Raw genomic sequence first — 24,850 nt, 5'->3', positions numbered from 1 at the left:
CACCGGAGGCCACCCGTGCGTCACCTCCGGCGCGCGGGCGGCCTCCGGTGTGTCGCGGGGCACCCCGCCCGCCGCCAAAGATGGCCAACACGCGGGAAATGTCCACGGTTCCCGACCCGCCGGTACGCAAGTATTGAGGCGCGAATCGTGCGGAGGGTGTGGATGGCGGCGACGACAACGGTTCCCGGGGTGTCCCGTACCCGGGAACGTACGGCGGCCGGTGGCCGCGAACGCGGTCTCTGGCGTGAGTGGGCCCGGTCCCTGGACCGCCCCCTCACCTCCTACTACCTGGTGCTCAGTACCGCGGTGATGCTGATCTCGCTGGGCCTGGTCATGGTGCTGTCCTCGACCATGGTCAACTCCATCACCGAGACCGGGTCGGCCTTCTCCGTGGTCCAGCGGCAGATGGTCTCGGCCATGATCGGCCTGCCGCTCATGGTGATCGCCTCCCAGCTGCCCGTGTGGGTCTTCCGCATGGTCGGCTACCCGGCCATGATCCTGTCCGTGGCACTGCTCCTGCTCACCGCCTTCCAGGGCACCGAGATCAACGGAGCCATGCGGTGGCTGGAGATCGGCGGACTGGTCATCCAGCCCTCCGAACCCGCCAAGCTCGCCTTCGCCCTCTGGGGCGCGAACATCCTGGCGCGCAAGGAGGAGCTGAGGGAACTCACCGAGTGGCGCCACCTGCTCATCCCGCTGGTGCCCGGCTGCGGCCTGCTCGTCCTCCTCGTCCTGCTCGGGTCGGACCTGTCCACCTCCCTGGTGCTGCTGCTCATCTTCTTGAGCCTGCTCTGGGTGGTCGGCGCTCCCGCGCGGCTCTTCGTCGCCATGTTCGGCCTGGTCCTGGGACTGGCCGCGATCGTCATCGCGATCGAGCCCTTCCGTATGACCCGCATCGCCGTCTTCCTCGACCCCGAGTCCGACCCGAGCGGCTCCGGCTTCCAGTCCCTGCACGGCCTCTACGCCCTCGGCACCGGCGGGATCTTCGGGGTCGGCATCGGCGCCAGCCGGGAGAAGTGGGGCTTCCTGCCCTTCGCCGAGTCCGACTTCATCTTCGCCATCATCGGCGAGGAGTTCGGACTCATCGGCTCCCTGCTGGTCCTCGGCCTGTTCGGCATGCTGGGCTTCGCCGGGCTGCGCATCGGCTTCCGGGTCAAGGACCCGTTCGCGCGTCTGGCGTCCTTCGCCATCGTGACCTGGATCATCGGTCAGTCCATGATCAACATCGCCGCAGTCATCGGCCTGGTCCCCGTCACCGGCATCCCGCTGCCGCTGGTCTCCTACGGCGGTTCCGCGCTCATCCCCACGATGATCGCGCTCGGGGTGCTGCTCGCGATGGCCCGCCACGAACCCCAGGCCCAGAAGGCCCTGGCGGCCCGGGGTCCCAGCCGGGCCCAAAGGGCTCTAAGCTGGCTTGGTCTGGAGAACATCGTCGCTTCCGTCCGGAATCAGAGCGGTTCGGCGCCCTCCAAGCGCACCACGGCGCCGCGCACCCCACGCAGGACGGGTGAGCGCGGCGCACGCAGTGGTACCAAGACCACGGCCAAGAACAAGAGCGGACCGGTCCCGGCGGGTGATCGGCCAAGGAGGAATCGGCGACGATGAGGGTAGCCCTCGCCGGAGGCGGCACGGCCGGGCATATCGAGCCCGCACTCTCCCTAGCGGACGCGCTCCGGCGCGTGGAACCCGACACGGAGATCCTCTGCCTGGGAACGGAGCGGGGTCTGGAGACCCGGCTCGTCCCCATGCGCGGCTACGAACTGGGCCTGATCCCGGCGGTCCCCCTGCCGCGCAGGCTCACCCCGCAACTGCTCACGGTCCCCGGCAAGCTGGCCGGGGCCCTCAGCGCCGCGGGGGAGCAGCTCGACAAGCTCCAGGCCGACGTCCTGGTCGGCTTCGGCGGCTACGTGGCCACCCCCGGCTACCTGGCGGCCCGGCGCCGACGCGTCCCCATCGTGGTGCACGAGGCCAACCCCCTCCCGGGCCTGGCCAACCGGCTCGGCGCGCGCCTCACCCCGCACGTGTTCACCGGCCACCCCCACACCCAGATCCGCAACGGCCGCTTCATCGGCATCCCGCTGCGCCAGCAGATCACCTCGCTGGACCGGCTGGCCATGGGCGACAAGGCGCGCACGTACTTCGGTCTGCGCCCCGACCTGCCCACCCTGCTGATCTTCGGAGGCTCCCAGGGCGCCCAGCGCATCAACGAGACCGCCTTCCAGGCCGCCCCGGCGTTCCGCGCGGCGGGTGTGCAGGTCCTGCACGTGGTCGGCCCCAAGAACGCCGACGAGCCCCAGGACCTCACTCAGGACGGCGTCCCCTACGTCGCCGTCCCCTACGTGGACCGCATGGACATGGCCTACGCCGCCGCCGACGTCGCGATGTGCCGCTCCGGTGCCATGACCTGCGCCGAACTCACCGCCGTGGGCCTGCCGGGCGCCTTCGTGCCGCTGGCCATCGGCAACGGGGAGCAGGCGCTGAACGCCCAGCCGATCGTCCAGGCGGGCGGCGGTCTGATGGTCGAGAACGCCAACGTCTCGGTCGAGTGGATCACCGGCCAGCTCATTCCGCTGCTCACCGACACCGACCGCGTCGTCGCCATGTCGGAGGCGGCCGCCCGCATGGGCCGCCGCGACGCCGACACCGAACTGGCCCGAGAGGTCCTGGCGATCGCCCGCGGCGACAAGCCCACCCCTGAGATGCAACTGTCCGAGGACGACGGCGACGACGCCTTCTACGACGACGGGAAGGACACACGATGAGCCTGGTCACCCCGACCGACCCGGTCCCCGTCGACGAACTCGGCCGCACCCACTTCATCGGCCTGGGCGGGGCGGGCATGTCCGGCATCGCCCGCGTGCTGCTCCAGTCCGGGGTCGAGGTCTCGGGCAGCGACGCCCGCGACAGCGAGACCCTGCGCGAGCTCGAACGGATGGGCGCCGCGGTCTTCGTCGGCCACGCCGCCGAGAACCTCGGCAAGGCCGACACCCTGGTGGTCTCCTCGGCGATCCGCGAGGACAACCCCGAGCTCGCCGAGGCGCGCGCCCGGGGCATCCGGGTCCTGCCCAGGGCGGCCGCGTTGGGCGCGCTCCTGCTGGGCCGGGAGGGGGTCGCGGTCTCGGGCACCCACGGCAAGACCACCACCACCTCCATGGTCACCGTGGTCCTCCAACACCTGGGGGCCGACCCCGGGTACGTGATCGGCGGGAAGCTGGTCACCACCGGCCTGGGCGCGGACGCCGGTCTCGGCGAGGTCATCGCCGTGGAGGCGGACGAGAGCGACGGGTCCTTCCTCATGCTCTCGCCCAAGGTCGCCGTGGTCACCAACGTCGAGGCCGACCACCTGGACAACTACAGCGGGATCGACGAGATCCACGCCAACTTCGCGGACTTCGTCGAGCGGGTGGAGCGGACCCTCGTCGTCGGGATCGACGACCCCGGGGCGCGCACCGTCGCCGAACTCGCCCGCGAGCGGGGCAAGCGGGTACGTACCTACGGTGAGGCCGAGGACGCCGACTACCGGATCACCCGTATCCGCGCGCGCGGCTTCACCACCGAGTTCACCCTCACCACCGCCGACGGCGAGCCGATCGACGGCACCCTGGCCGTGCCCGGACGGCACAACGTCCTCAACGCCGCCGCCGCCGTGGCCGTGGCCGACGAACTCGGACACGACCTGGAGATCGCGGTGGAGGGCGTCGCCGACTTCGCCGGTGCCGCGCGCCGTTTCGAGCTCAAGGGCGAGGGCAACGGCGTGGGCGTCTACGACAGCTACGCCCACCACCCCACCGAGATCGACGCCGACCTGCGGGCCACCCGCGCCGCCCTGCGCTCCTTCTCCGAGGACTCCGAGGAGGAGATCCCCGAGGGCCGTGTGGTGGCGCTGTTCCAGCCCCACCTGTACAGCCGCACCCGGATCTTCGCCGAGGAGTTCGCGACCGCCCTGAGCCTGGCCGACGAGGTCGTGGTGACGGAGGTCTACGCGGCCCGCGAGGACCCCGAGCCCGGGGTCACGGGGGAGCTCATCACCTCCCGGGTCACCCACGACCGCGTCCGGTACGTGCCCGAGCGGGCCGACGCCGTGCGTACGGCGGCGGCGCTGGCCAGCCCCGGGGACATCGTCCTCACCATGGGCGCCGGCGACGTCACCGAACTGGGGCCGCTGATCGTGGAGGAGCTGGCCCGGGTCGCCGAAGGTACCGAGACCAGCTAGAGGAGCACCCACGTGGCCGCTGACCGCAGCAGAGCGAAGACCACGGAACGAGGCGGGGCCCAAGGCACGACCGGCGACGGGGCCGGGGGACGCGGTGGGTCGGACCCCTGGAAGGTCGCCTTCGCCGTCCTGCTCGTCGTTTCCCTGGTCTGTGTGGTCACGTGGGTTCTGCTCGGCTCCCGGCTGCTGGTGGTGCGCGACGTCGCGGTCACCGGCCTGGACCGGGTGTCGCGGGAGGAGGTGGTCGCGGCCGTGGCCGTCGAGACGGGCACCCCGCTGGTCCGGGTCGACCTGGAGCAGGGCGGCGAGCGCGCCGAGAGCCTCGACCTGGTCGAGTCCGCCGAGGTCACCCGGGGGTGGCCCGCCACCCTCCGGGTGGAGGTGGTCGAACGCCGCCCCCTGCTCGCGATCCGGGTGGGGGAGGAGTACCGGCTCGTCGACGGGGACGGCGTGCGCATCGAGGACTCCGCCGACCGGCCGGGAACGCACCCGCTGGTCCGGGTGACCGGGGAGATCGAGGGCAACACGGCGGTGCGCGCCGCCGCCGACATCGTCGAGGAGGCGCCGGACTCCCTCATCGCCCAGATACAGCTCATCGACGCCACCGACACCGGGCACATCACCGTGGAACTCGGTGACGGCTCGGTCGTGGAGTGGGGAGACGCGCACGACACCGCGGGCAAGAGCGATGTTCTGCGCGTGCTGATGCGTGAGCACCCGCCCGAGGAAGGTCGCGTCTACGACGTCGCGACGCCCGATCTGGCCATCGTCCGGTGAAGCGTGCCCCAAGGAACGGGATACCTCCGTACGAGCCGGGGCAAGAGCCGCTTCGGGGGACAAGGGGCGCGAGCGGGTGCTCCGCGCCCCGAACCGAAGCTCCCACGAGGACATTCCAGACGCGACGCGCCGAGTGTGCACTTCGCTTCCTCGCGTTATACGCCGTTAGGCTGAACTCGTCACCGGTTGCTCGCACTCGGCGGTCCGCTTACTGTCGGGAAGCACAACCAACGTCAACAACGCAGTAAGACACGCTTTCAGGGGTACACGGGAACCGTTCCAGAACGGTCTTCGGTGGCCCCGGGTCCCCCCACTCACGGTCGCCCCAGGGCGCTGTGCGGGGGTACCCGAAACGCACACTGTAGAACCGGATGCCGGACCGCCGGCGCTCCCGTGGCCCCAGGGCCGACGGACGCGGTGACGGAACGGCGTATGCGAGCGGAAAGGCCCCTCGTCGTGGCAGCACCGCAGAACTACCTCGCGGTCATCAAAGTCGTCGGTATCGGCGGCGGCGGTGTCAACGCCGTCAACCGAATGATCGAAGAGGGGCTCAAAGGCGTCGAGTTCATCGCGATCAATACCGACGCCCAAGCGCTGCTGATGAGCGACGCGGACGTCAAGCTCGACGTCGGCCGCGAGCTCACCCGTGGCCTTGGCGCGGGCGCCAACCCCGATGTCGGCCGCAAGGCCGCCGAGGACCACCGCGAGGAGATCGAGGAGGTCCTCAAGGGGGCCGACATGGTCTTCGTCACCGCGGGTGAGGGCGGCGGCACCGGCACGGGCGGCGCCCCGGTCGTGGCGAACATCGCCCGCTCCCTCGGAGCACTCACCATCGGTGTGGTCACCCGCCCCTTCGGATTCGAGGGCAAGCGGCGGGCGACCCAGGCCGAGTCGGGGATAGCGATGCTCCGTGAGGAGGTCGACACCCTCATCGTGATCCCCAACGACCGGCTCCTGTCCATCTCGGACCGGCAGGTCAGCGTCCTGGACGCCTTCAAGGCGGCCGACCAGGTCCTGCTCTCCGGTGTCCAGGGCATCACCGACCTGATCACCACCCCTGGCCTGATCAACCTGGACTTCGCCGACGTCAAGTCGGTCATGTCCGGGGCGGGATCGGCGCTGATGGGGATCGGATCGGCGAGAGGGGACGACAGGGCGGTCGCGGCCGCCGAACTGGCGATCTCCTCACCACTGCTGGAAGCGAGCATCGACGGCGCCCACGGTGTGCTGTTGTCCATCCAGGGCGGCTCCGACCTCGGACTCTTCGAGATCAACGAGGCGGCGCAGCTGGTCGCCAACTCCGCGGCGCCCGAGGCCAACATCATCTTCGGCGCCGTCATCGACGACGCCCTGGGCGACGAGGTCCGGGTGACCGTGATCGCGGCGGGGTTCGATGAACCCGAGACGACCGGTACCGCCACCCGGGAGCGCCAGCCGGTGGACCCTCCTGAGGCCGTCGCCCCCACGGCAGGCATCACGTCCGGCAGGGAGGAGTCGTCCACGAAGGCGACGCCCCCCGGCGCGGACGCGAGCGGGGCGCCGGCCAGCAGCATGCCGTGGATGACCCCGTCCCGTCCGGCCCAGCCGGTCCAGGAGGCGCCCCGGCCCGCGATGCCGCCGGTCCAGCCCGCGGTCGAGCCGGAGCCGGCCCGTCCCGAGCCGCAGGTCCAGGCCCCGGCCGAACCGCTCCAGGGCGAGTCCGAGGCGGTCGAGTCGGAGACGGTGCGGGTGGTCTCGGCGGCGGAGGCCGACGGCGCTGAGGCCGAGGCCGAACAGGAGACGCCGGACCACCCCGTCCAGTCGGTCTCGGAGGTCTCCGAGCGCCGGGGCGAGGTGCCCACGCCACGGCGTCGGGTCATCTTCGACGACCCCGACGACCTCGACGTGCCGGAGTTCCTCAAGTAGTCCGGCGCGGTCCCGGTACCATCGACGTGTCAGCGGCCCCGACCCACCAGCGGCGGGGCCGTCGCCGCCCTCGGCGGGGCGCGGCGGAGGACGGCGGGCGCCATCCCGCCGCCGCTCCCGCCCCCCCGCCGGGCACAGGGAAGGACCACGTCGCTTCGATGGGCAACGTCATCGACCTGGGGCACGGAGTCCGTGCCGCCGTCACCGAACGCAAGGGCGGCGTGAGCCAGCCTCCGTTCGACTCGCTCAACCTCGGTCTGGGCTCCGGCGACTCACGCGAGGCGGTCACCGCCAACCGCGCACGGGCGGCCGAGGAGCTCGGGTTCGACGTCGACCGGGTCGTGTGGATGAACCAGGTCCACAGCGCCGACGTGCTCGTGGCCACGGAGCCCGGCGGGGTCGGCACCTGCGACGGCGTGGTCACCACCCGGTCCGACCTGGTCCTGGCCTCGATGGCCGCCGACTGCCTGCCGGTCCTGGCCGTCGACGCCGAGGCCGGTGTCCTGGGCGCGGCGCACTCGGGCCGTCTGGGCACCGCGCACGGGGTCGCCGCCAACCTCGTCGACACGATGGTCGCCCAGGGCGCCCGTGCCGACCGCCTCACCGTCTTCCTCGGCCCCGCGATCTGCGGCAGCTGCTACGAGGTCCCCGCCGAACTCCGGGACCAGACCGCCGAACGCACCCCCGAGGCCGCCTCCACAACCCGTCGGGGAACCCCCGGTGTGGACATGGTCGCCGCGGTCACCGCCCAGCTGCGACGGGCGGGCGTCACCGACGTCACGGCCGACGGACGCTGCACCCTGGAGAGCCCCGAACTCTTCTCCCACCGGCGCGACGCGCCCACCGGACGGTTCGCCTCCTTCCTCTGGCGCACCTGACCGCCGAGCCGTCCGACCGAGCCGCCCTCCGGGGCCGGTTCCGGTCACGCGCACCCTCTCCGACCCAGAAGGAACGAACGACCGTGTCACAGACCGACCCCGAGCGCACCGAGCGGGTCCGCGCCAACCTCACGGCCGCGCGGGCCAGGATCGAGGCGGCCTGCCAGCGGGCCGACCGCGACCCCTCCGAGGTGTCGCTGATCGGCGTGACCAAGACCTATCCGGCCAGTGATGTGCGCATTCTCGCCTCGCTGGGCGTCACCGACGTCGGGGAGAACCGCGACCAGGAGGCGGCCCCCAAGGCCGCCGAGACCGCGGACCTCGACCTGACCTGGCACTTCGTGGGCCAGCTCCAGACCAACAAGGCGCGTTCGGTGGCCTCCTACGCCGACGTGGTGCACTCGGTCGACCGGGCGAAGCTGGCCCGGGCGCTCGGGGACCGCGCGGCCGCGGCCGGACGGAGCCTGACCTGCCTGGTCCAGGTCAACCTGGACACCGACTCCCGGGCCGGGGTGCTCGGTCCGCGCGGCGGTGTGGACCCGGCCGACGCGCCGACGCTCGCGGACGACATCGACGCGCACGAGGCGCTGACACTCGGGGGCGTGATGGCGGTGGCCCCGCTCGGTGGCGACCCGGACGCCGCCTTCGCCGTCCTGTACGAGGTGGCGAGCCGGATTCGGGATCGCTACCCTCAGGCGACGGTGGTCTCCGCGGGGATGAGCGGGGACCTGGAGGCCGCGGTCGGAAGAGGCGCGACACACCTGCGGCTCGGCACGGCGTTGCTTGGCGCTCGGGGACCGATCGTGGGGTAATGTCCCCACATAGACCTTGGGGCCCGTCTGTGGCGTTCGCCCGAATGGACGAACACCCCGCTGAGGCGGGGCGCAGGGGCTGGAAACGACGGAGGAGTCGGCTGCGGTGAGAACGCCGCGGGGACGACGGAGGACATGAGATGGCCGGCGCGATGCGCAAGATGGCGGTCTACCTCGGCCTCGTGGAGGACGACCGTTACGATCACCGCTATGCGGACGAATATGATGAGTTCGACGATTTCGACGAGGGCGTGGAGGAGCGGCGTGACCGCGACGCGGACACTCCACGAGGCGAGGAAACACGAGGCGACGCTGTGACGGACACCGGCGACTACCTGGGAACGGGTGAACGGCGCGGTGGAACGACCACGACAGCCTCAACCGCCGACCTGGCTCGGATCACCACGCTCCATCCACGCACCTACAACGAGGCGCGTACGATCGGAGAGCACTTCCGGGAAGGTACGCCGGTGATCATGAACCTGACCGAGATGGTCGACAGCGACGCCAAGCGTCTGGTCGACTTCGCGGCTGGTCTGATCTTCGGTCTCCATGGCAGTATCGAACGCGTGACGAACAAGGTGTTCCTGCTGTCCCCGGCCAACGTCGAGGTGACCGCCGAAGACAAGGCGCGGATCGCCGAGCGAGGGTTCTTCAATCAGAGCTAGATCATCACATTTGTCCAGAGATTGGGTCGGGGAACGACCGTGAGTATGGTCCTGTACGTGCTGCTGCTACTGCTTCAGCTGTTTGTCTTCGTGCTGATAGCGCGGGTGGTTCTGGAGATGGTGATGTCCTTCTCCAGGACCTGGCGGCCGACCGGGTTCGTGCTCGTGCTCGCCGAGATCGTGTACACGATCACCGACCCGCCACTGAAGTTCCTGCGCAGGTTCATCAAGCCGATCCGGCTGGGAAGCGTCGCACTCGACCTGAGTGTGCTGATTCTCTTCTTTGTCGTGATCATCCTTCAGAGTGTTCTGAGGGCTCTGATGGTGAGCTTCGCGTAGGGAATCGGGGACGGAAAGTACCGGCCCGGATTCCGATATGTGGTCTTGGTCATGATCTGGATTGCCGTAAGGTCACGATCAGGTAGCGTCCCTACGGACAGACTCCAAGCGCGCCAAGGAGACGAACATGCCGCTGACACCCGCTGATGTGCGGAACAAGCAGTTCAGTACCACCCGGCTCCGGCCGGGGTACGACGAAGAAGAGGTCGACGCCTTCCTCGACGAGGTCGAGTCCGAGCTGGACCGCCTCATCCAGGAGAACGAGGAACTGCGCGGCAAACTGGCCGAGTGCCTTCGGGGCAAGGTCCCCAACGCGGGCATGCAGGACTTCCAGCAGGAGCAGGCCCCCGAGGCCCCGCAGCAGATGGAGCAGATGCGCCCGGAGCCCGTCCAGGCGCAGCAGCCCGTCGAGCCGCAGCCCCAGCCGCCCGCGCCGCAGCCGCAGATGGGCATGACCGGAGCCAACCTCGCCATGGGCGGCGAGGAGAACATGGACACGGCCGCCCGCGTCCTGGCCCTGGCCCAGCAGACCGCCGACCAGGCGATCTCCGACGCCCGCCGTGAGGCGGACGAGACCCTCGGCCGCGCCCGCCACGAGTCCGAGGACATCCTCGGCAAGGCGCGCCGCCAGGCCGACCAGATCATCGGTGAGGCCCGGGCCCGTTCCGAGAACCTCGACCGTGACGCCCAGGAGCGCCACCGTCAGGTCATGGGCAGCCTCGTCCAGCAGCGCGAGGAGCTGGAGCACAAGGTCAACGTGCTCAAGGACTTCGAGCGCGAGTACCGCAGCCGTCTGAAGGACTACTTCGAGCGTCAGCTGCGCGAGCTCAACGAGGACGGCAAGTCGATCGAGCCCAACCCGAACACCACCGGCGGGTTCCAGACGATGGCGCCCCAGTCCGGCGGGTCCCCGGCGCTCCAGCAGCACGGCCCCGGCGGCAGCCCGTTCGGTCAGCCCGAGCCCGCCCAGCACGGTGGTTTCCACCCGGGTGAGGCCCCGCACGAGCGTCGCTGACCCGTCAGCGGACACGGCTCCGAACAACTGAAAACTCCGGCTCCACACGTGTAAAGGCCCTGGTCGACCCGTGATCCTTAGCCTCCTCGCCACCGTGGCGGTACTGGCGGCCCTCGTCGCCGTCGCGGCCGCCCTGGTACTCGCCGAGCCCACCCTGGTGTACGTCGCCCTGGGACTCGGCGGACTGAGCGTCCTCCTGTTGTTGGGCGCACTCGTCCAGGAACGGTTCGGCGGGAGCGGAAGGGACCGGGAACGGACGGACGGTTTGGGGAAGTCGTCCGTCCCCGTGATGGCCGCCGCGACGGCGGTCGGCACGGAACCGGGCACACAGTGGGAACCGGAGCACTCCGGGCGCGTACCCGCACCGGCTGAGCGGCCGGTGCGGGAATCCGCCGTCACGGAGCACCCCGTGCCCCAGGGGCACGAGGCCGACGCGCCCCCCGCCGCGGCGGCCGACGACAGTGACGAAGAGGCGGAGTTCGAGGTCCCCCGATGGCAGACCCCCACCGTGGGGAGCTGGCCGGAGCCGACCGGGACTCCGGAGTCCGAGCCGCGGCCGCAGGAACACTCCGCGCACGCCGAGACCGTCCCCGAACCCGACGGACCGGACCACACCCCGCTGGACACCGAGGCCTCCGACGCCCGGGAGGGCGACGCCCTTCGAGAGGACACGCCGGACCCCGTCCAGCCCGCAGGGGAGAGTGAACCCCCCGAGACCGGGGTCGTTTCCGAGCCCGACGTACCAGAGCCCGAGCCCGAGGCCGTCGAGCGCGAGATTCCCGAGTCGTCCGAGTCCGACGTACCCGAGGCCGATGAGTCTTCCGAAGCCGTGACCGCCGCGTCCGCCACGGCGGTGACGGGCGAGTCCGAGGCCGTCGAGCCCGACGGGCCCGAGGCTCCGACCTCCGAGCCCGACGCGGCCCCCGAGCCGGACGCGCGTGAGGAAGAGACGGAGCCGGTGGCCGAACCGGGCGCCGAACACGAGGCCTCCGAGGAGGCCCAGCCCGTCGAGGACGCCCCGGTCGAGCCGGGCGATCAGACCGACGAGGCCCGGGAATCGGACGAGGCCGCCGACGCGCCCGATACCCCCCGGGACGTCGCGGGGGAGACGGTCGGAACCGGCGCCGAGAGCGCCCGGGAGCACGACGCCGAGATCGACGACGTCCCCGACGTCCCCGACGCCGCCGAAGAGGCCGACGAGACCGGACCGGACTCGCCCGCCACCGACGAGCCCACCCGTCCCGTCGAGGACGGCGAGGGCGTCGACGGCGCGGAGCAGGCCGGGAACCGGCCCCGGAACGCGGACCACGCCCCGGAGGCCGACACCTCCGCCGCCCGCTGAACCCCGAACCACCGAAGGGCCCAGCTCTCCCGAGCGGGGCCCTTCGTCGTCAGCGCGCGGGGGCGGTTCAGGCGCGGCGGAACGCGAACACCACGTCGAACTCCTCCGACTCCGCGGAGTGCGGCGCGTCCTCGCCCGTCCCGGCCGCGAACGCGTCGGCCAGCACCTCACCGGCGATCATCCGGCCGTGCTCCGTCAACGCCTGACGGAGCGCCTCGTCCTCGGTCGTCCACCACACCCGGATACGGTCCGACACGTCCAGACCGCTGTTCTTCCGGGCCTCCTGGAGCATCCGGACCATCTCACGGGCCAGACCGGCGCGGCGCAGCTCCGGAGTCAGCTCCAGGTCCAGGGCCACCGTCTCCCCGGCCTCGGAGGCCACCGCCCAACCCTCGCGGGGCTGCTCGGTGACCAGCACCTCGTCGGCGTTGACCTCGACCGGCTCGTCCTCGACCCGCACCTGCGCCCAGCCGGTGTCGCGGACCTGGGCCACCAGCACGGCCGGGTCGGCGGCCTGGATGCCCTTGGCCACCAGCGGCGTACGCTTGCCGAACCGCTTGCCCAGGGCCCGGAAGTTCGGCTTGACCACGTAGTCCACGAGGTCGCCGCCGACCGACGACAGCGCGTCCAGCCCGGCCACGTTGAGCTCCTCGGCCACCTGGGCGCGGAGCTGCTCCGGCAGGTCGGCGAAGCCCGGAGCGCCCACCAGGGCGCGGGCCAGCGGCTGCCGGGTACGCATGGCCGAGTCCACGCGCGCGGACCGGCCCAGCTCCACCAGGCGGCGGGTGAGCGCCATGTTCCGCGACAGCTCGGGGTCGATCAGGGCGTCGTCGACCCGGGGCCAGGAGGCCAGGTGCACCGAGTCGGGAGCCTCCGGGCGGCGCAGCGCCGACCACACGTGCTCGGTCAGGAACGGGACGACCGGGGCCATCAGCAGGGTGACGGTCTCCAACGCCTCGAACAGCGTCGCGAAGGCGGCCGCGCCCTCGGGGGTGTCGGCCCCGCCCCAGAACCGGCGGCGGGAACGGCGCACGTACCAGTTGGAGACGTCGTCGACGAACGCGGTCAGACGGCGTCCGGCCCCGGTCGTGTCGAACTCCTCCATCGCCCGGGTGACGTCCCGCACGACCTCGTTCAGCTCCGACAACAGCCAGCGGTCCAGCACCGGCCGGTCCTGCGGGGCGGGCGCCTCGGCCAGCCTGGAGTGGTCCCAGCCGTTCCCGGCGTTGGCGTACAGGGTGAAGAACGACGTGGTGCTGTAGTAGGTCAGCAGCACCTTGCGGACGATCTCCTCCAGGGCTGCGTGACCGACCCGGCGGGCGGTCCACGGCGAGCCGCTGGCCAGCATGAACCAGCGCAGCGCGTCGGCGCCGTGCCGGTCCATCACCGCGATGGGCTCCATGACGTTGCCCAGGTGCTTGCTCATCTTGCGGCCGTCCTCGGCGAGGATGTGGCCGAGCACGACCACGTTCTCGAACGAGTTGCGGCCGAACACCAGGGTGCTCACCGCGAGCAGCGAGTAGAACCAGCCGCGGGTCTGGTCGATGGCCTCGGAGATGTACTGGGCGGGGAAGTTCTCCTCGAAGGTCTCCTTGTTCTCGTGCGGTGCGCCCCACTGGGCGAACGGCATGGAACCGGAGTCGAACCAGGCGTCGATGACCTCGGGCACCCGGCGGGCCACCCGCTGCTCCTCGGGCAGGGACGGGTCGGCGTCGGGGTCGGGGATGACGACGTCGTCCACGTAGGGGCGGTGCGGGTCCAGGTTGGACAGGTCCTGGCCGCTGAGGCGGCTCAGCTCCTCCAGGGACCCCACACAGATCTGGCGGCCGTCGGGGAACTCCCAGATCGGCAGCGGGGTGCCCCAGTAGCGGTTGCGGGACAGCGCCCAGTCGACGTTGCCGCGCAGCCACTCGCCGAAGCGGCCCTCCTTGACGTTCTCGGGGACCCAGGTGGTGACGTCGTTCTGCGCGAGCAGCTCGTCCTTGACGGCCGTGGTGCGGATGTACCAGGACGGCACCGCGTAGTAGAGCAGCGCGGTGTGGCAGCGCCAGCAGTGCGGGTAGGAGTGCTCGTAGTCGAGGTGCCGGAAGAGCAGGCCGCGGTCCTTGAGGTCGCGCACCAGCGTCTTGTCGGCCTCCTTGAAGAAGACCCCGCCCACGAGCGGCAGTTCGGCCTCGAAGGTGCCGTCCGGCCGCACCGGGTTGACCACGGGCAGGCCGTAGGAGCGGCAGACCAGCATGTCGTCGGCGCCGAAGGCCGGGGACTGGTGGACCAGACCCGTACCGTCCTCGACCGTGACGTAGTCGGCGAGCACCACGAAGTGCGCGGGCTCGTCGAAGGGCACGAGGTCGAAGGGGCGCTGGTAGGTCCACCGCTCCATCTCGTCGCCCTCGAAGCTCTCGCCCGTGAGTTCCCAGCCCTCGCCGAGGACCTTCTCGAACAGCGGCTCGGCTACCACCAGGCGCTCGTCGCCGTCGGTGGCCACCACGTACCGGACCTCCGGGTGCACTGCCACCGCCGTGTTGGACACCAGGGTCCACGGGGTGGTGGTCCACACCAGCAGCGAGGTGGGGTGCTCGGGGGAGGCCAACGGGCCGGACGTGACCGGGAAGCGCACGTACACCGAGGGGTCGGTGACGGTCTCGTAGCCCTGGGCCAGCTCGTGGTCGGAGAGCGTCGTGCCGCAGCGCGGGCAGTAGGGGCTGATCCGGTAGTCGCGGACCAGCAGGCCCTTGTCCCAGATCTGCTTGAGCGCCCACCAGACGGACTCCACGTACTGCGGGTCCATGGTGCGGTAGGCGTCGTCCATGTTCACCCAGTAGCCCATGCGCTCGGTCATGGAGGTGAAGGCGTCCACGTTGCGCAGGACGGACTCGCGGCAGCGGTCGTTGAACTCGGCGATACCGAAGGCCTCGATGTCCTTCTTGCCGCTCAGACCCAGTTCCTTCTCCACCGCGACCTCGACCGGCAGGCCGTGGCAGTCCCAGCCGGCCTTGCGGTCGACGTGGTAGCCGCGCATGGTGCGAAAGCGCGGGAAGACGTCCTTGAAGGCGCGGGCCTCCACGTGGTGCACGCCGGGCTGGCCGTTCGCGGTCGGCGGACCCTCGTAGAACACCCAGTTCTCGTTGCCGCGCGTCTGGTCGAGCGAGCGCTGGAAGACGTTCTCCTTCGACCAGCGGCCGAGGATCTCGCGCTCCGTCGCGGGCAGGTCGATCTGGGCGGGCAGCTGGGGCAGCGCGCGGGATTCGGGCCGGGGGTCGTCGGTCACCGTCGTACCTTTCTCCATCAGGGGCGTTCCTGACGGAGGGACGAGGCGCAGCCCCGCGGTACCACCCTCCTTGGAGCCGCGTCCGAGACCGCTGGGCGGCTCGCGGGCGGGTCCCACTTCGTTGGTTCGTGCCGGTTCTACTGGGGTGCGCGCACGGTGCGACACCCGTTCTTCCGGCGGCTCCGGGGTGATCTTCGCGCTGGTCGTCGCCCCCGGGCTCCCACCGTCCCCGGGTCGCTGGGCCGTACCCGCCCCTCTAGGCTGGGTGCGTCCGGTCGGGGCCAGCGTTACTCGTCCCCATCGACACGTCACCAGGATAACGCAGTGCGGCCGGGTGCGCCGCTGAACAGGGGTGAGGACGGGCCATGGCGGAGCGGACACGGGGCGCGGTCCTGGTGACCCTGCACGATCGCGACGACGCGGAGGAGCTCGCCGAACAGCTCCTGGAGCAGGGCTACGAGCCGTGCGGGGTGCACCGGGACGCCCTCGCGGGCGAGGACGACGCCGAGGACGCCGACTGGGTGATCGAGGTGCTGACCGGGCCGCACGGCGGATCGGCGGTCTTCGACGAACCGCACCTTCGGCTCCTCGCCGAGGACTACGGCGGGTTCGCCGTGGCGGAGTGAGGCGTGCGCGCCCCACCGTCGGGATCGTTGCCTTGGCGCGGCTGATTGCCTAGGCTCACGGCACCACTCACGACCGCTCCGATGGGGAGAACCCCAGTTCGGGAGGGGTGCGGAGGTCGTGGGGCAGGCGGAGGGGGAGTGCGATGAAGGCCACCCAGGCGGCGGCGTTGCCGGTGCGACCGGGCGAGGAGCCCTGGACGCCGGAGGAGCTCGCGGCGGTCCGCGAGCAGTTGGAGGGCGAGATCGCGGCCCAGCGGGAGGAGCTGAGCGAGGGGGAGCGGGAGCTCGCCGAGCGGCTCACCGACCCCGTGGAGGGTGCCGGGGACGACCCCGCGGACGCCGGGGCCAAGACCTTCCAGCGCGAACACGATCTGGCGTTGGCCTACAATACTCGTGACCTGCTCGCCAAGAGCGAGCGGGCGATCGAACGGATGGACGCGGGGACCTACGGGGTCTGCGAGTCATGCGGCCAGGCCATCGGAAAGGCACGACTCCAGGCCTTTCCGCGTGCCACCCTGTGCGTCCCCTGCAAACAGCGCGAGGAGCGTCGCTGACTGAGGTAGAGCCCTCCGGGGACAGCAACATGACCACGACCGACAACACCGTTGCCCGGCCGCGCAGGTACGTACTCCTGTTGTTGGTCGCGCTGACCGCGATCGTCGCCGACTTCCTGACCAAGGAGTGGGTGCTGGCGGCCTTCTCTCCGGGCGAGCGCCTCGACGTCGTCGGCGACCTCGTCCAGTTCACCCTGGTCTACAACACCGGCGCCGCGTTCTCGCTGGGCACCGGCTACACCTGGGTGTTCACCGCCATCGCCTCCGTCGTGGTCCTCGCGATCGCCTGGATCGGCTGGCGGGTGCGCAGCCTCTGGTGGGGTGCCACCCTGGGCCTGATGATGGGTGGCGCCGCGGGCAACCTCGTCGACCGCTACTTCCGGGGCGAGACCCCCGGCACCGGCGCGGTCGTCGACTTCATCAGCGTCGGGACCTTCCCCGTCTTCAACCTGGCCGACTCCTGCGTGGTCGTCGGCGCCTGTCTGGTGGTGGCGCTCACGTTCAAGGGGCTCAACCTGGACGGCACCCGGGCCGTGGGCGAGACGGCGGAGCCGGACGAGCCGTCCGCGAAGGACGGCGACAACGACAAGGGGAGCGGCGCGTGAGCGACATCAGGAGTCTGCCCGTCCCCGACGGCCTCGAGGGCGACCGGCTCGACGCCGCGATCGCGCGGATGTTCGGGCTCTCCCGGACCCGCGCGGCCGAGATCATCGGCGACGGCGGGGTGCTCCTCGACGGTGCCGAGGCGGCCAAGTCCGACCGGGTGAGCGCCGGGGCCTGGTTGGAGGTCACCCTCCCGCCGCCGCCCACCGCCCCGGTGCCCCGGGCCGAGGCCGTCCCGGGCATGCGGATCGTGCACGAGGACGCCGACATCATCGTGGTGGACAAGCCGGTCGGCGTGGTCGCGCACCCCACGGTCGGCTGGACCGGGCCCAGCGTGCTGGAGGGCCTGCTGGCCTCCGGGGTGCGGCTGGCCACCAGCGGCGCCGCCGAGCGTCAGGGCATCGTGCACCGGCTGGACGCCAACACCACCGGCCTGATGGTCGTGGCCAAGAGCGAGACCGCCTACAGCGTGCTCAAGCGGGCGTTCAAGGAACGCACCGTCGACAAGCGCTACCACACGCTGGTCCAGGGGCACCCGGACCCGCTGCGCGGCACCGTCGACGCTCCGATCGACCGCCACCCGGCGGGCGACGGCCGCTGGGCGGTGGTCGCGGGCGGGCGCCCCTCGGTGACGCACTACGACACCCAGGAGGCCTTCCGGGCCGCCAGTCTGCTGGAGATCAAGCTGGAGACGGGCCGCACCCACCAGATCAGGGTGCACATGTCCGCCCTGCGGCACCCGTGCGTGGGCGACCACCTGTACGGTGCCGACCCCACACTGGCCGAGCGGCTCGGGGTCCGGCGCCAGTGGCTGCACGCGGTGCGGCTGGGCTTCGACCACCCCACCGAGCACCGCCCGGTGGAGTTCTCCAGTCCCTACCCCGACGACCTGCGGGCGGCCGTGGAGGTCCTCCGCGAGGACTGACAGCCACGGCCCCGCCGGGCCCCCTCGGCCTCACGTACTCCGCCGTCCCGCCCCCTCCGGGGCCGGGCGGCGGACGCGTAGGACCCCCTGGCACAGGGCCGCGCCCAGGATGATCACGAGCGCTCCCACCGGCTGGTTCCAGGTCAGGGTCTCCCCGAGCAGGACCACCCCCGCGGTGACGGCCACCACCGGGACCACGTAGGTGACGGTGGTGGCCACGGTCGCGCCCGCCGCGCGGACCACCGCGTAGTTGAGGATGTAGGCGAACCCGGTGCCGAACACGCCCAGCGCGGTCACGGCGAGCGCGGCCCGCCAGGTCAGGTCGGTCGGCGCCGAGGTGAACAGCGGCGTCAGCACCAGCAGGGGCAGGGTTCCGAGCAGCATCTGGAGGGAGCTCAGCTCCAGCGCGGTGTGCGGGCTGCCCGCCACGAACCGGCGCAGGTAGGGGGTGCCGATCCCGTAGCAGACGGTGGCGCCCACGACCAGGAGCATGCCGATCAGGGCGTCGTCGCCGGAGACGTCGAGGCCGCCCAGGGAGTTCCAGACCCCGAAGACGGTGAGGACCCCGAGGAAGCCGATGCCCAGGCCGAGCAGGCGGGTCCGGTCGGGGCGTTCGTCGGTCAGGATCAGCATGGCGAACACGACCCCGAACAGCGGGGTGGAGGCGTTGACGATCCCCATCAGGGCGGACGGGATCAGCTGGGCGGCGTAGCCGAACAGGGTGAACGGCACGGTGTTCAGCAGCAGGGCGGCCACGAACATGTGTCCCCACAGCCGGGGCGAGGACGGCAGCCGACCTCGGCTCAGGAACAGGACGGCGAGTAGGGCCAGGGCTCCGGTTCCCATGCGCCCGAGGGCCAGCTGGAGCGGGGCGAGGACCTCGGCGCCGATCCGGATGAGGACGAAGCTCATGCCCCAGATGAGCGCGAGCAGGACGAACTTGGCGCGCCAGTCCAGGAAGGGGGAGCGCGGCGGGTGCGGGGCGGCTACCGGCGTGGCGAGGGCGCCGGGGAGAGTGGTCATGGGATGTTTCTATCCGCACACGATCGCTTAGGTCTACTTCGTTTCACTAAACCAGCGCGTTAGTTTTGCTTACATGCTCAGTGTCGAACGGCTCCGCGTCCTCCACGCCATCGCCGCCCACGGGTCCCTCAGCGCCGCCTCCCAGGCCCTGCACGTCACCAACTCCGCCGTCTCCCAACAGCTGACCAAGCTCGAACGCGAGGTCGGCCAGCCGCTGGTCGAGCGCAACGGGCGGGGTGTGCGCCTCACCGACGCCGCCGAGCTCCTGGTGGAACACACCTCCCGCATCCTCTCCCTGGTCCACCGGGCGCAGGCCGACCTGGAGGCCCACCGGGGCGAGGTCACCGGTCACCTGCGGCTGTCCGCCACCCCCACGGCGGTGCGCGGGCTGCTGCCCACCGCGCTGCCCGCCCTGCGTGAGGCCCACCCGGGGCTACGCGTCGAGCTGCACGAGGACGAACCCCAGGAGAGCGTCCCCGCGATGGTGCGCGGCGACGCCGACCTGGCCCTGGTCGTGGACTGGATGGGGGCGCCGCTGCAACTGCCGCAGGGCATGACCCGCGCCTCGCTCATGGAGGACGTCGGCGACATCGCGCTGCCCTCGGACCACCCCCTGGCCCATCGCGAGATCCTGGAGCTGGACGAGATCCTGGACCTGCCGTGGATCAGCTGGACCAGGGGTTCCATCTGCGACGACTGGCTGCACGACATCATCCGGGCGCGCGGAGCCGAGCCCCATGTCATCCACTCGGTGGAGGAACACCAGACCAAGCTGGCGCTCATCGCGGCCGGGATCGGCGCCGCCGTCATGCCCCGGCTCGGGCGCGGCCCCCTGCCCGAGGGGGTGCGGGTGGTACCGGTCCAGCCCGCCCTGGTGCGCCAGGTGTACGTGTTCTGGCGCACCGACGCCTCCCGTCGGCCCGCGATCAGGGCCGTGGTCCGCGCGCTGCGGGAAGCGGCCGCCTCCTACACCGAGTGAGTCGGAAGGGGTGACGGCGGGGGCGGGGCCGTCCCGCCCCCGCCGTCGTTCAGGCCTCGCCGAGCAGATCCGTCAGGGTGGCGGTCGGGCTGATCACCTCCGGGTCGGTGCGCACGTCCACCAGGGTGGGCAGGTCCGCGCCCACCGCCTCGGACAGGGCCTTCTCCAGCTCCTCACGGGTGTGCGCGGTGGCTCCCCGGGCCCCCAGCGCGCGGGCGTACCCGGCCAGGTCCAGGGGCCCGCTGATCTCCGTCGCCGCGATCCGTCCCAGCTCACGCGCCTGGTGCATCGCGATGGTTCCGTAGAGCCCGTTCTGGAACACGATCACCGTGATCGCCGCGCCGTGGCGCACCGCCGTCTCCAGCTCCTGCCCGGTCATCAGCGCGCCGCCGTCACCGGCCACCGCCACCACCGTCCGGTCGGGGGCGGCCAGCTTGGCGGCCACCGCGGCGGGAATGGCGTAACCCATGGCCCCGCTGGTCGGCGCCAGCTGGGAGTCCGCGTGCCGGTACCACCACCCCCGGTGCAGGAACGAGGCGAAGTTGCCCGCGTCGTTGGTGATCAGGGCGTCCTCGGGCAGGGCCTCCCGCATCCCGGCGATCACCGACCACGGGTGCATGCGGGCGCCCCGGTGCCGCTCGGCCTGCGCCGGGACGGTGGCGCTCTCCACCCACAGCCGCCGGGCCGCGCTCCAGTCGCGGTAGGGCGCCTTCACCGGAGCGGCGGCCAGGGACCGCAGGGCCTCGCCCGCGTCGGCCACCGCCCCCAGCCACACGTCCTTGGTGGCGCCGACCTGCTGGGGGTCGATGTCGATCTGTGCGACGCGCGTGCGTTCGTCCGACTCGGGCAGCCGGTACCCCTGTGTGGTGGTTTCGCTCATCCGGCAGCCCACCACCAGCACCGCGTCCGCGTCGGCCAGGGCCCCCAGCACCCCGCTCGGCGCGCCCAGTCCCAGGTGTCCGAGGTAGAGCGGGTGGTCGTTGGGGAACACGTCCTGGCGCCGCCAGGACGCGTAGACCCCGGCGCTGTACAACTCGGCCACGCGCACCAGGTCCGCGCGCGCCGCGCGCGCCCCGCCCCCGGCGATGATGACCGGGCGCACGGCCCGGGCCAGCCAGGTCGACAGCCGGTCCCGGTCCTCCTCGCCCAGCGGGGGCCGCGGGACCACCGGTACGTGCGGCGCGGGCGTCGGGCCCACCCGCTGGCCGAACAGGTCGCCCGGCACGGCGATGGCCACCGGGCCCGGTCTGCCGGTGGTGGCGATCCGGATCGCCCGCGCCGTCACCTCGGCCAGCCGGTCGGCCCGGTGCACGGTGGTCGACCACTTGGTGATGGGCGCGTAGAAGGCGGTCAGGTCCACCTCCTGGAAGGCCTCCCGGCCCAGGCGCTCGGTCTCGGCCTGGCCGAGGAAGACGATCATCGGGGTGGAGTCCTGCATGGCGGTGTGCACGCCCACCGCCAGGTTGGCCGCCCCGGGGCCGCGCGTCGCGGCGGCCACCGCGGGGACCCCGGTGAGCTTGGCGTCGGCCTCCGCCATGAAGGCGGCGCCGCCCTCGTGGCGGGTGGAGACCAGGGCCATCTCCGGGTGCTGGTCGATGGCGTCGGCCAGTTCGAGGAAGCTCTCGCCGGGGACGGTGTAGCACCGTCTGATCCCGGCGGCGGCCAGGACCGACACCGCCGCGTGCGCGGCGGTGTCGGTGGGGGGCTGGGGCCGTGGTGCGGCTGGGGCCATGGAGGCGGGTCCTTCCATCGTCGCAAGGTCCACTCGGCGCGCCCCCGGGGCAGGGGTGTGCCACAGAACACGTGCGGCTGACTCTGGCAGGCGGCCCATGACCGGTCAAGGCCGACCCCCGCCCCCTGTGGACAACCCCGCCCGTACCGCCACGGGAGGCTCCTACGCCACCCCGAGGGCGCGCAGCGCGGCGGTCGTCCCGGCGGCGGCCACCACCACCAGCAGGAACGGTGCGCGCAGCACCAAGGCGAGCAGGGCCGCACCCACGCCCGCCATCCGGGCGGTGTCCCAGTGCAGGGCCTGGCCGTCGCCCAGGGCCTGCACGGCGATCAGCGCGGCCAGCAGGGCCAGCGGCACGGCCATCGCGAAGCGCTGGAGCCACGGGTTGTCCAGCAGGCGGCGTGGGGCCGCCAGCCCCGCGTACTTGAGCAGGTAGCACCCGGCGGCCGTGGCGATCAGCACGATCCACAACGTCATGACCGCGCCCCCCGACCGCCCGGGCCCGCTGCCGGGCTCCCCGGGCCCGGGCGGTCGCGGGCCCCCCTCGGCTCGTGGTCCGCGCCCGCGAAGGACAGGAGTGCGGCGGAGGCGGCCAACAGTACCGGGACCCCGGGCGGAAGGAACGGGGTCGCGGCCAGCGCCAGCCCCGCCCCCAGGGCCGCGATCAGCCAGGTGCGCGGCCCTCCCTCACGCAGGCGGGGCCACAGCAGCCCCAGGAAGATGGCCGGACCCACGGCGTCCAGCCCGAAGGCGTCGACGTCGTCCACGCGGTCGGTGGCCAGGGCCCCCACCAGGGTCGTGGCGACCCAGAAGGTGCCCAGGACCGCGTAGGTCGTCACGAACGCGGTACGCGCCGACTCCCGGTCCGGCTGGATCAGCGTGACCGCCGTGGTCTCGTCGATCACCCCGTGCGCGGCCAAGGCCCGCCGGGTGCCCCGGTACCCGAGTATGTCGGCCAACCGCAGCCCGTACAGGGTGTTGCGGGCCCCCAGCAGGAGGGCGCCCAGCGCGCCCGCGACGAGGTTGCCGCCCCCCGCGATCACCCCGACCAGGGCGAACTGGGAGGCGCCGGTGAACATGAACAGGCTGAGGAACACCGACTGGGCGGGTGACAGCCCGGCGGCCACGGCGGCGGTGCCGAAGGCCAGACCGGCGGCGCCGACGGCGACACCGATCCCCAGGCTGTCCCGCACCGCCGGCGAGCGGAGTACGGAGAAGGTCTTCACGTTCGCCCACGCTAGAGGGGGCGCGTCGGCGGGTCTTGAACGTTCTTGCGCGGACCGGCGCGCCGGGAGGGCCGGTCAGTAGGCGGGGAAGGCCCGACCGGAGGGATGGAAGGGCTCCCGTTCGGCCCGGAAGGCCGTCGAGCAACGCGACAGGGAGCCCGGTGTCGGCTCGGCGCCGCGTCCGGCCGCCGCCAGGGACACCAACGTCGTCCCGTCCAGAAAGGCGGCGCCGAGTTCGGCCGTGGACAGCCGCAGGTCGGCGGTGGCCCCGGTGCGTTCGCACCGGACGTCATCACCGTCGGCGCGCAGCCGGTAGCGGTCCGCGTTCCACGGGCAGAACGCGTCGTCCACTTCCAGGACCACGTCCAGGGGCAGGGCGTAGCGGCGCGCGGCCAGGGCCCGCTCCACGTCCACCAGGCGCACCCACAGGTTGTCGACCAGCTCCGTGGTCAGGGCCCCGGCGGTGCGGCGTCCTCTGACGATCCGGTGGGTGCCGGGGCGAGGATTAGGAGGCACGCAGGGCGCGCTGGTAGGCGACGGGCGGGACGCCCAGGTGGCGGCGGAAATGGCGGGTCAGGTGGGACTGGTCGGCGAAGCCGACCTCCACGGCCACCTCGCCCGCGCGGCGCCCCCGGAGCAGGAGGGAGCGGGCCCGGTCCACCCGCATCTGGTTCAGATAGGCGTGCGGGGGCAGGCCGTAGGCCGCCCGGAAGGCCCTGGCCAGGGCGAACGGCCCGAGCCCGGTGTGCGTCGCCAGTTCCTCCAGGGTCGGCGGGTCCACCAGACGCGCCGCGAGCAGTTCCCGCGCCAGCGCCACCTCGGGTCGCGCGGCGGGGTCCGGTCCCCGCGAGCCGCGTTCGCGCCCGTGCGAGCGCAGCAGCATGGCGATGCCCTGCCGGGCCAGGGAGGAGGCGGTCAGCCGCTCCCCGCGCTCGGCCGCCATGTGCGCCCGCACCAGCACCGCCGAGACCTCGGGGGCGTGGATACCGGACCCGGCGAAGCCCGGGGTCCCGCGCATCCCCAGCTCCCGGCCGATGCCCTCGACCACCTCGGGCGCGGGGTAGAACACCCGGTACCCCCATCCCTCGGGCACCCCTGCGTGGCCGGTGTGCACCTCGTCGGGGCCGACCACGGCCAGACCGCCCGGCCCCACCCGCGAACTCCCGCCCGCGTGCGAGTACTCCTCGATCCCGGCCGTGATCATGCCGATCGTGTACGTGGGATGGGTGTGCCTCGTGAAGGCCGTGGTGACGAACCGCGCCGTGAGGAGCTCGGTGTCGGGCAGCCCGGAGAAACGCCAGTACCGCGCGCGCTCCACGCGCGGGTCCTCGACGGTGGGGTGAACGTCGCTGGGCAGATCCATATGTCCAGGTTAGAACGGGTCGGGGGCGGCCGTCGGCGTCGACCCGGGCACGGATAGTCTGCGCCCATGAGCAAGCCACAGATCCGCCGGGCCCTGGACGACCGGGACCGTGCGGCCGTCTTCGTGATCAGGGGCGCCGTCTTCGTCGCCGAACAGCGGGTGCCCATCGAGGAGGAGTGGGACGACCGCGACTCCACCGCCGCCCACCTCCTCGCCGTCGTCGACGACGTCCCGGTGGGCACGGTCCGGCTCGTCGACCAGGGCGACGGCTCCGGACTCCTGGGGCGCATGGCGGTCCTGCCCGACGGCCGGGGGAACGGCACCGGGGCGGCGCTGGTGCGCGCCGCCGAGGACCTGGCCCGCGAGTCCGGGCTCGCGCGGGTCGAGCTGCACGCGCAGACGCACGCGCTCGGCTTCTACGAGCGACTGGGCTACACGGCCCACGGCGAGGAGTTCATGGACGCCGGAATCCCGCACCTGCACATGGAGCACCAGCTGGCCTGACCGGGCCCTTCACGGACGGGCTCCCCGTCCGGTGTGACGGGGAGCGCACGCCTCGGGCACGCCCCGGACGGGTACTACCGAGTAGGATTCGGTTCTGA

General features: G+C 72.0%; 24 protein-coding genes. 17 read left to right on the top strand and 7 right to left on the bottom strand.

The window, feature by feature from the left end:
- The first annotated feature begins 162 nt into the window (after positions 1-162).
- From ftsW to ABZ635_RS01225, 11 genes are all read left to right on the top strand, one after another.
- On the top strand, positions 163-1,605 hold the full coding sequence (gene ftsW / locus ABZ635_RS01275; RefSeq protein WP_357757055.1) for a putative lipid II flippase FtsW: 1,443 nt from the start codon (positions 163-165) through the stop codon (positions 1,603-1,605).
- Positions 1,602-2,762 carry an undecaprenyldiphospho-muramoylpentapeptide beta-N-acetylglucosaminyltransferase gene (gene murG / locus ABZ635_RS01270; protein ID WP_357757052.1) on the top strand — a complete coding sequence of 387 codons (1,161 nt, stop codon included), beginning with the start codon at positions 1,602-1,604 and terminating at the stop codon, positions 2,760-2,762. The genes ftsW and murG overlap by 4 nt, the downstream gene beginning before the upstream one ends.
- On the top strand, positions 2,759-4,213 hold the full coding sequence (gene murC / locus ABZ635_RS01265) for a UDP-N-acetylmuramate--L-alanine ligase (protein ID WP_357757049.1): 1,455 nt from the start codon (positions 2,759-2,761) through the stop codon (positions 4,211-4,213). The genes murG and murC overlap by 4 nt, the downstream gene beginning before the upstream one ends.
- A gap of 12 nt (positions 4,214-4,225) precedes the next feature.
- Positions 4,226-4,990 (top strand): FtsQ-type POTRA domain-containing protein, encoded by a 765-nt coding sequence (locus tag ABZ635_RS01260; RefSeq protein ID WP_357757047.1) that lies wholly within the window; start codon positions 4,226-4,228, stop codon positions 4,988-4,990.
- A gap of 456 nt (positions 4,991-5,446) precedes the next feature.
- Positions 5,447-6,895, top strand: coding sequence for a cell division protein FtsZ (ftsZ, locus tag ABZ635_RS01255; protein ID WP_357757044.1), 1,449 nt, complete (start codon positions 5,447-5,449; stop codon positions 6,893-6,895).
- 158 nt (positions 6,896-7,053) lie between these two features.
- A complete protein-coding gene (gene pgeF, locus ABZ635_RS01250) occupies positions 7,054-7,773 on the top strand; it encodes a peptidoglycan editing factor PgeF (RefSeq protein WP_357757041.1) in 720 nt (239 codons plus the stop codon).
- Between the two features lie 83 nt (positions 7,774-7,856).
- Positions 7,857-8,585, top strand: coding sequence for a YggS family pyridoxal phosphate-dependent enzyme (locus ABZ635_RS01245; protein WP_357757039.1), 729 nt, complete (start codon positions 7,857-7,859; stop codon positions 8,583-8,585).
- Positions 8,586-8,725: 140 nt separating this feature from the next.
- Positions 8,726-9,253, top strand: coding sequence for a cell division protein SepF (gene sepF / locus ABZ635_RS01240; RefSeq protein ID WP_357757036.1), 528 nt, complete (start codon positions 8,726-8,728; stop codon positions 9,251-9,253).
- Between the two features lie 39 nt (positions 9,254-9,292).
- Positions 9,293-9,592: a YggT family protein gene (locus tag ABZ635_RS01235; RefSeq protein ID WP_357757033.1), complete on the top strand. Its 300-nt coding sequence runs from the start codon at positions 9,293-9,295 to the stop codon at positions 9,590-9,592.
- Between the two features lie 127 nt (positions 9,593-9,719).
- Positions 9,720-10,607: a DivIVA domain-containing protein gene (locus ABZ635_RS01230; protein WP_357757030.1), complete on the top strand. Its 888-nt coding sequence runs from the start codon at positions 9,720-9,722 to the stop codon at positions 10,605-10,607.
- Positions 10,608-10,677: 70 nt separating this feature from the next.
- Positions 10,678-11,949 carry a hypothetical protein gene (locus ABZ635_RS01225; RefSeq protein ID WP_357757027.1) on the top strand — a complete coding sequence of 424 codons (1,272 nt, stop codon included), beginning with the start codon at positions 10,678-10,680 and terminating at the stop codon, positions 11,947-11,949.
- A 67-nt stretch (positions 11,950-12,016) separates the two neighbouring features.
- Here ABZ635_RS01225 and ileS read toward each other — a convergent pair whose 3' ends face one another.
- Positions 12,017-15,217, bottom strand: a complete 3,201-nt coding sequence (ileS, locus tag ABZ635_RS01220) for an isoleucine--tRNA ligase (protein ID WP_357757381.1) — start codon at positions 15,215-15,217, stop codon at positions 12,017-12,019.
- A gap of 365 nt (positions 15,218-15,582) precedes the next feature.
- Between ileS and ABZ635_RS01215 the strand changes: the two genes are divergently transcribed.
- From ABZ635_RS01215 to ABZ635_RS01200, 4 genes are all read left to right on the top strand, one after another.
- Positions 15,583-15,843 (top strand): hypothetical protein, encoded by a 261-nt coding sequence (locus ABZ635_RS01215; protein WP_357757024.1) that lies wholly within the window; start codon positions 15,583-15,585, stop codon positions 15,841-15,843.
- A 143-nt stretch (positions 15,844-15,986) separates the two neighbouring features.
- Positions 15,987-16,397, top strand: coding sequence for a TraR/DksA C4-type zinc finger protein (locus ABZ635_RS01210; protein WP_357757022.1), 411 nt, complete (start codon positions 15,987-15,989; stop codon positions 16,395-16,397).
- 29 nt (positions 16,398-16,426) lie between these two features.
- Positions 16,427-17,002, top strand: a complete 576-nt coding sequence (gene lspA / locus ABZ635_RS01205) for a signal peptidase II (RefSeq protein WP_357757020.1) — start codon at positions 16,427-16,429, stop codon at positions 17,000-17,002.
- Complete coding sequence (locus tag ABZ635_RS01200) at positions 16,999-17,925, top strand: RluA family pseudouridine synthase (RefSeq protein ID WP_357757017.1); 927 nt, start codon at positions 16,999-17,001, stop codon at positions 17,923-17,925. The genes lspA and ABZ635_RS01200 overlap by 4 nt, the downstream gene beginning before the upstream one ends.
- 30 nt (positions 17,926-17,955) lie before the next feature.
- On the opposite strand, the gene ABZ635_RS01195 is transcribed toward ABZ635_RS01200, so the two are convergent.
- Positions 17,956-18,948: a DMT family transporter gene (locus ABZ635_RS01195; RefSeq protein ID WP_357757014.1), complete on the bottom strand. Its 993-nt coding sequence runs from the start codon at positions 18,946-18,948 to the stop codon at positions 17,956-17,958.
- A gap of 73 nt (positions 18,949-19,021) precedes the next feature.
- On the opposite strand from ABZ635_RS01195, the gene ABZ635_RS01190 reads away from it, so the two are divergent.
- Positions 19,022-19,927 carry a LysR family transcriptional regulator gene (locus tag ABZ635_RS01190; protein WP_357757011.1) on the top strand — a complete coding sequence of 302 codons (906 nt, stop codon included), beginning with the start codon at positions 19,022-19,024 and terminating at the stop codon, positions 19,925-19,927.
- A gap of 49 nt (positions 19,928-19,976) precedes the next feature.
- Here ABZ635_RS01190 and ABZ635_RS01185 read toward each other — a convergent pair whose 3' ends face one another.
- The 5 genes from ABZ635_RS01185 to ABZ635_RS01165 form a co-directional block, all read right to left on the bottom strand.
- Complete coding sequence (locus tag ABZ635_RS01185; RefSeq protein WP_357757009.1) at positions 19,977-21,659, bottom strand: thiamine pyrophosphate-dependent enzyme; 1,683 nt, start codon at positions 21,657-21,659, stop codon at positions 19,977-19,979.
- A 162-nt stretch (positions 21,660-21,821) separates the two neighbouring features.
- On the bottom strand, positions 21,822-22,136 hold the full coding sequence (locus tag ABZ635_RS01180) for an AzlD domain-containing protein (protein ID WP_357757006.1): 315 nt from the start codon (positions 22,134-22,136) through the stop codon (positions 21,822-21,824).
- A complete protein-coding gene (locus ABZ635_RS01175) occupies positions 22,133-22,852 on the bottom strand; it encodes an AzlC family ABC transporter permease (RefSeq protein ID WP_357757378.1) in 720 nt (239 codons plus the stop codon). The genes ABZ635_RS01180 and ABZ635_RS01175 overlap by 4 nt, the downstream gene beginning before the upstream one ends.
- A 108-nt stretch (positions 22,853-22,960) precedes the next feature.
- On the bottom strand, positions 22,961-23,401 hold the full coding sequence (locus ABZ635_RS01170) for a sterol carrier protein domain-containing protein (RefSeq protein ID WP_357757003.1): 441 nt from the start codon (positions 23,399-23,401) through the stop codon (positions 22,961-22,963).
- Positions 23,391-24,248: an AraC family transcriptional regulator gene (locus ABZ635_RS01165; RefSeq protein WP_357757000.1), complete on the bottom strand. Its 858-nt coding sequence runs from the start codon at positions 24,246-24,248 to the stop codon at positions 23,391-23,393. The genes ABZ635_RS01170 and ABZ635_RS01165 overlap by 11 nt, the downstream gene beginning before the upstream one ends.
- 66 nt (positions 24,249-24,314) lie before the next feature.
- On the opposite strand from ABZ635_RS01165, the gene ABZ635_RS01160 reads away from it, so the two are divergent.
- Complete coding sequence (locus ABZ635_RS01160) at positions 24,315-24,752, top strand: GNAT family N-acetyltransferase (RefSeq protein ID WP_357756997.1); 438 nt, start codon at positions 24,315-24,317, stop codon at positions 24,750-24,752.
- Positions 24,753-24,850: the final 98 nt, after the last annotated feature.

It is taken from the genome of Nocardiopsis sp. NPDC007018 (assembly GCF_040635075.1).
GTDB lineage: Bacteria > Actinomycetota > Actinomycetes > Streptosporangiales > Streptosporangiaceae > Nocardiopsis.
This window is presented reverse-complemented; position numbering and strand designations above follow the sequence as displayed.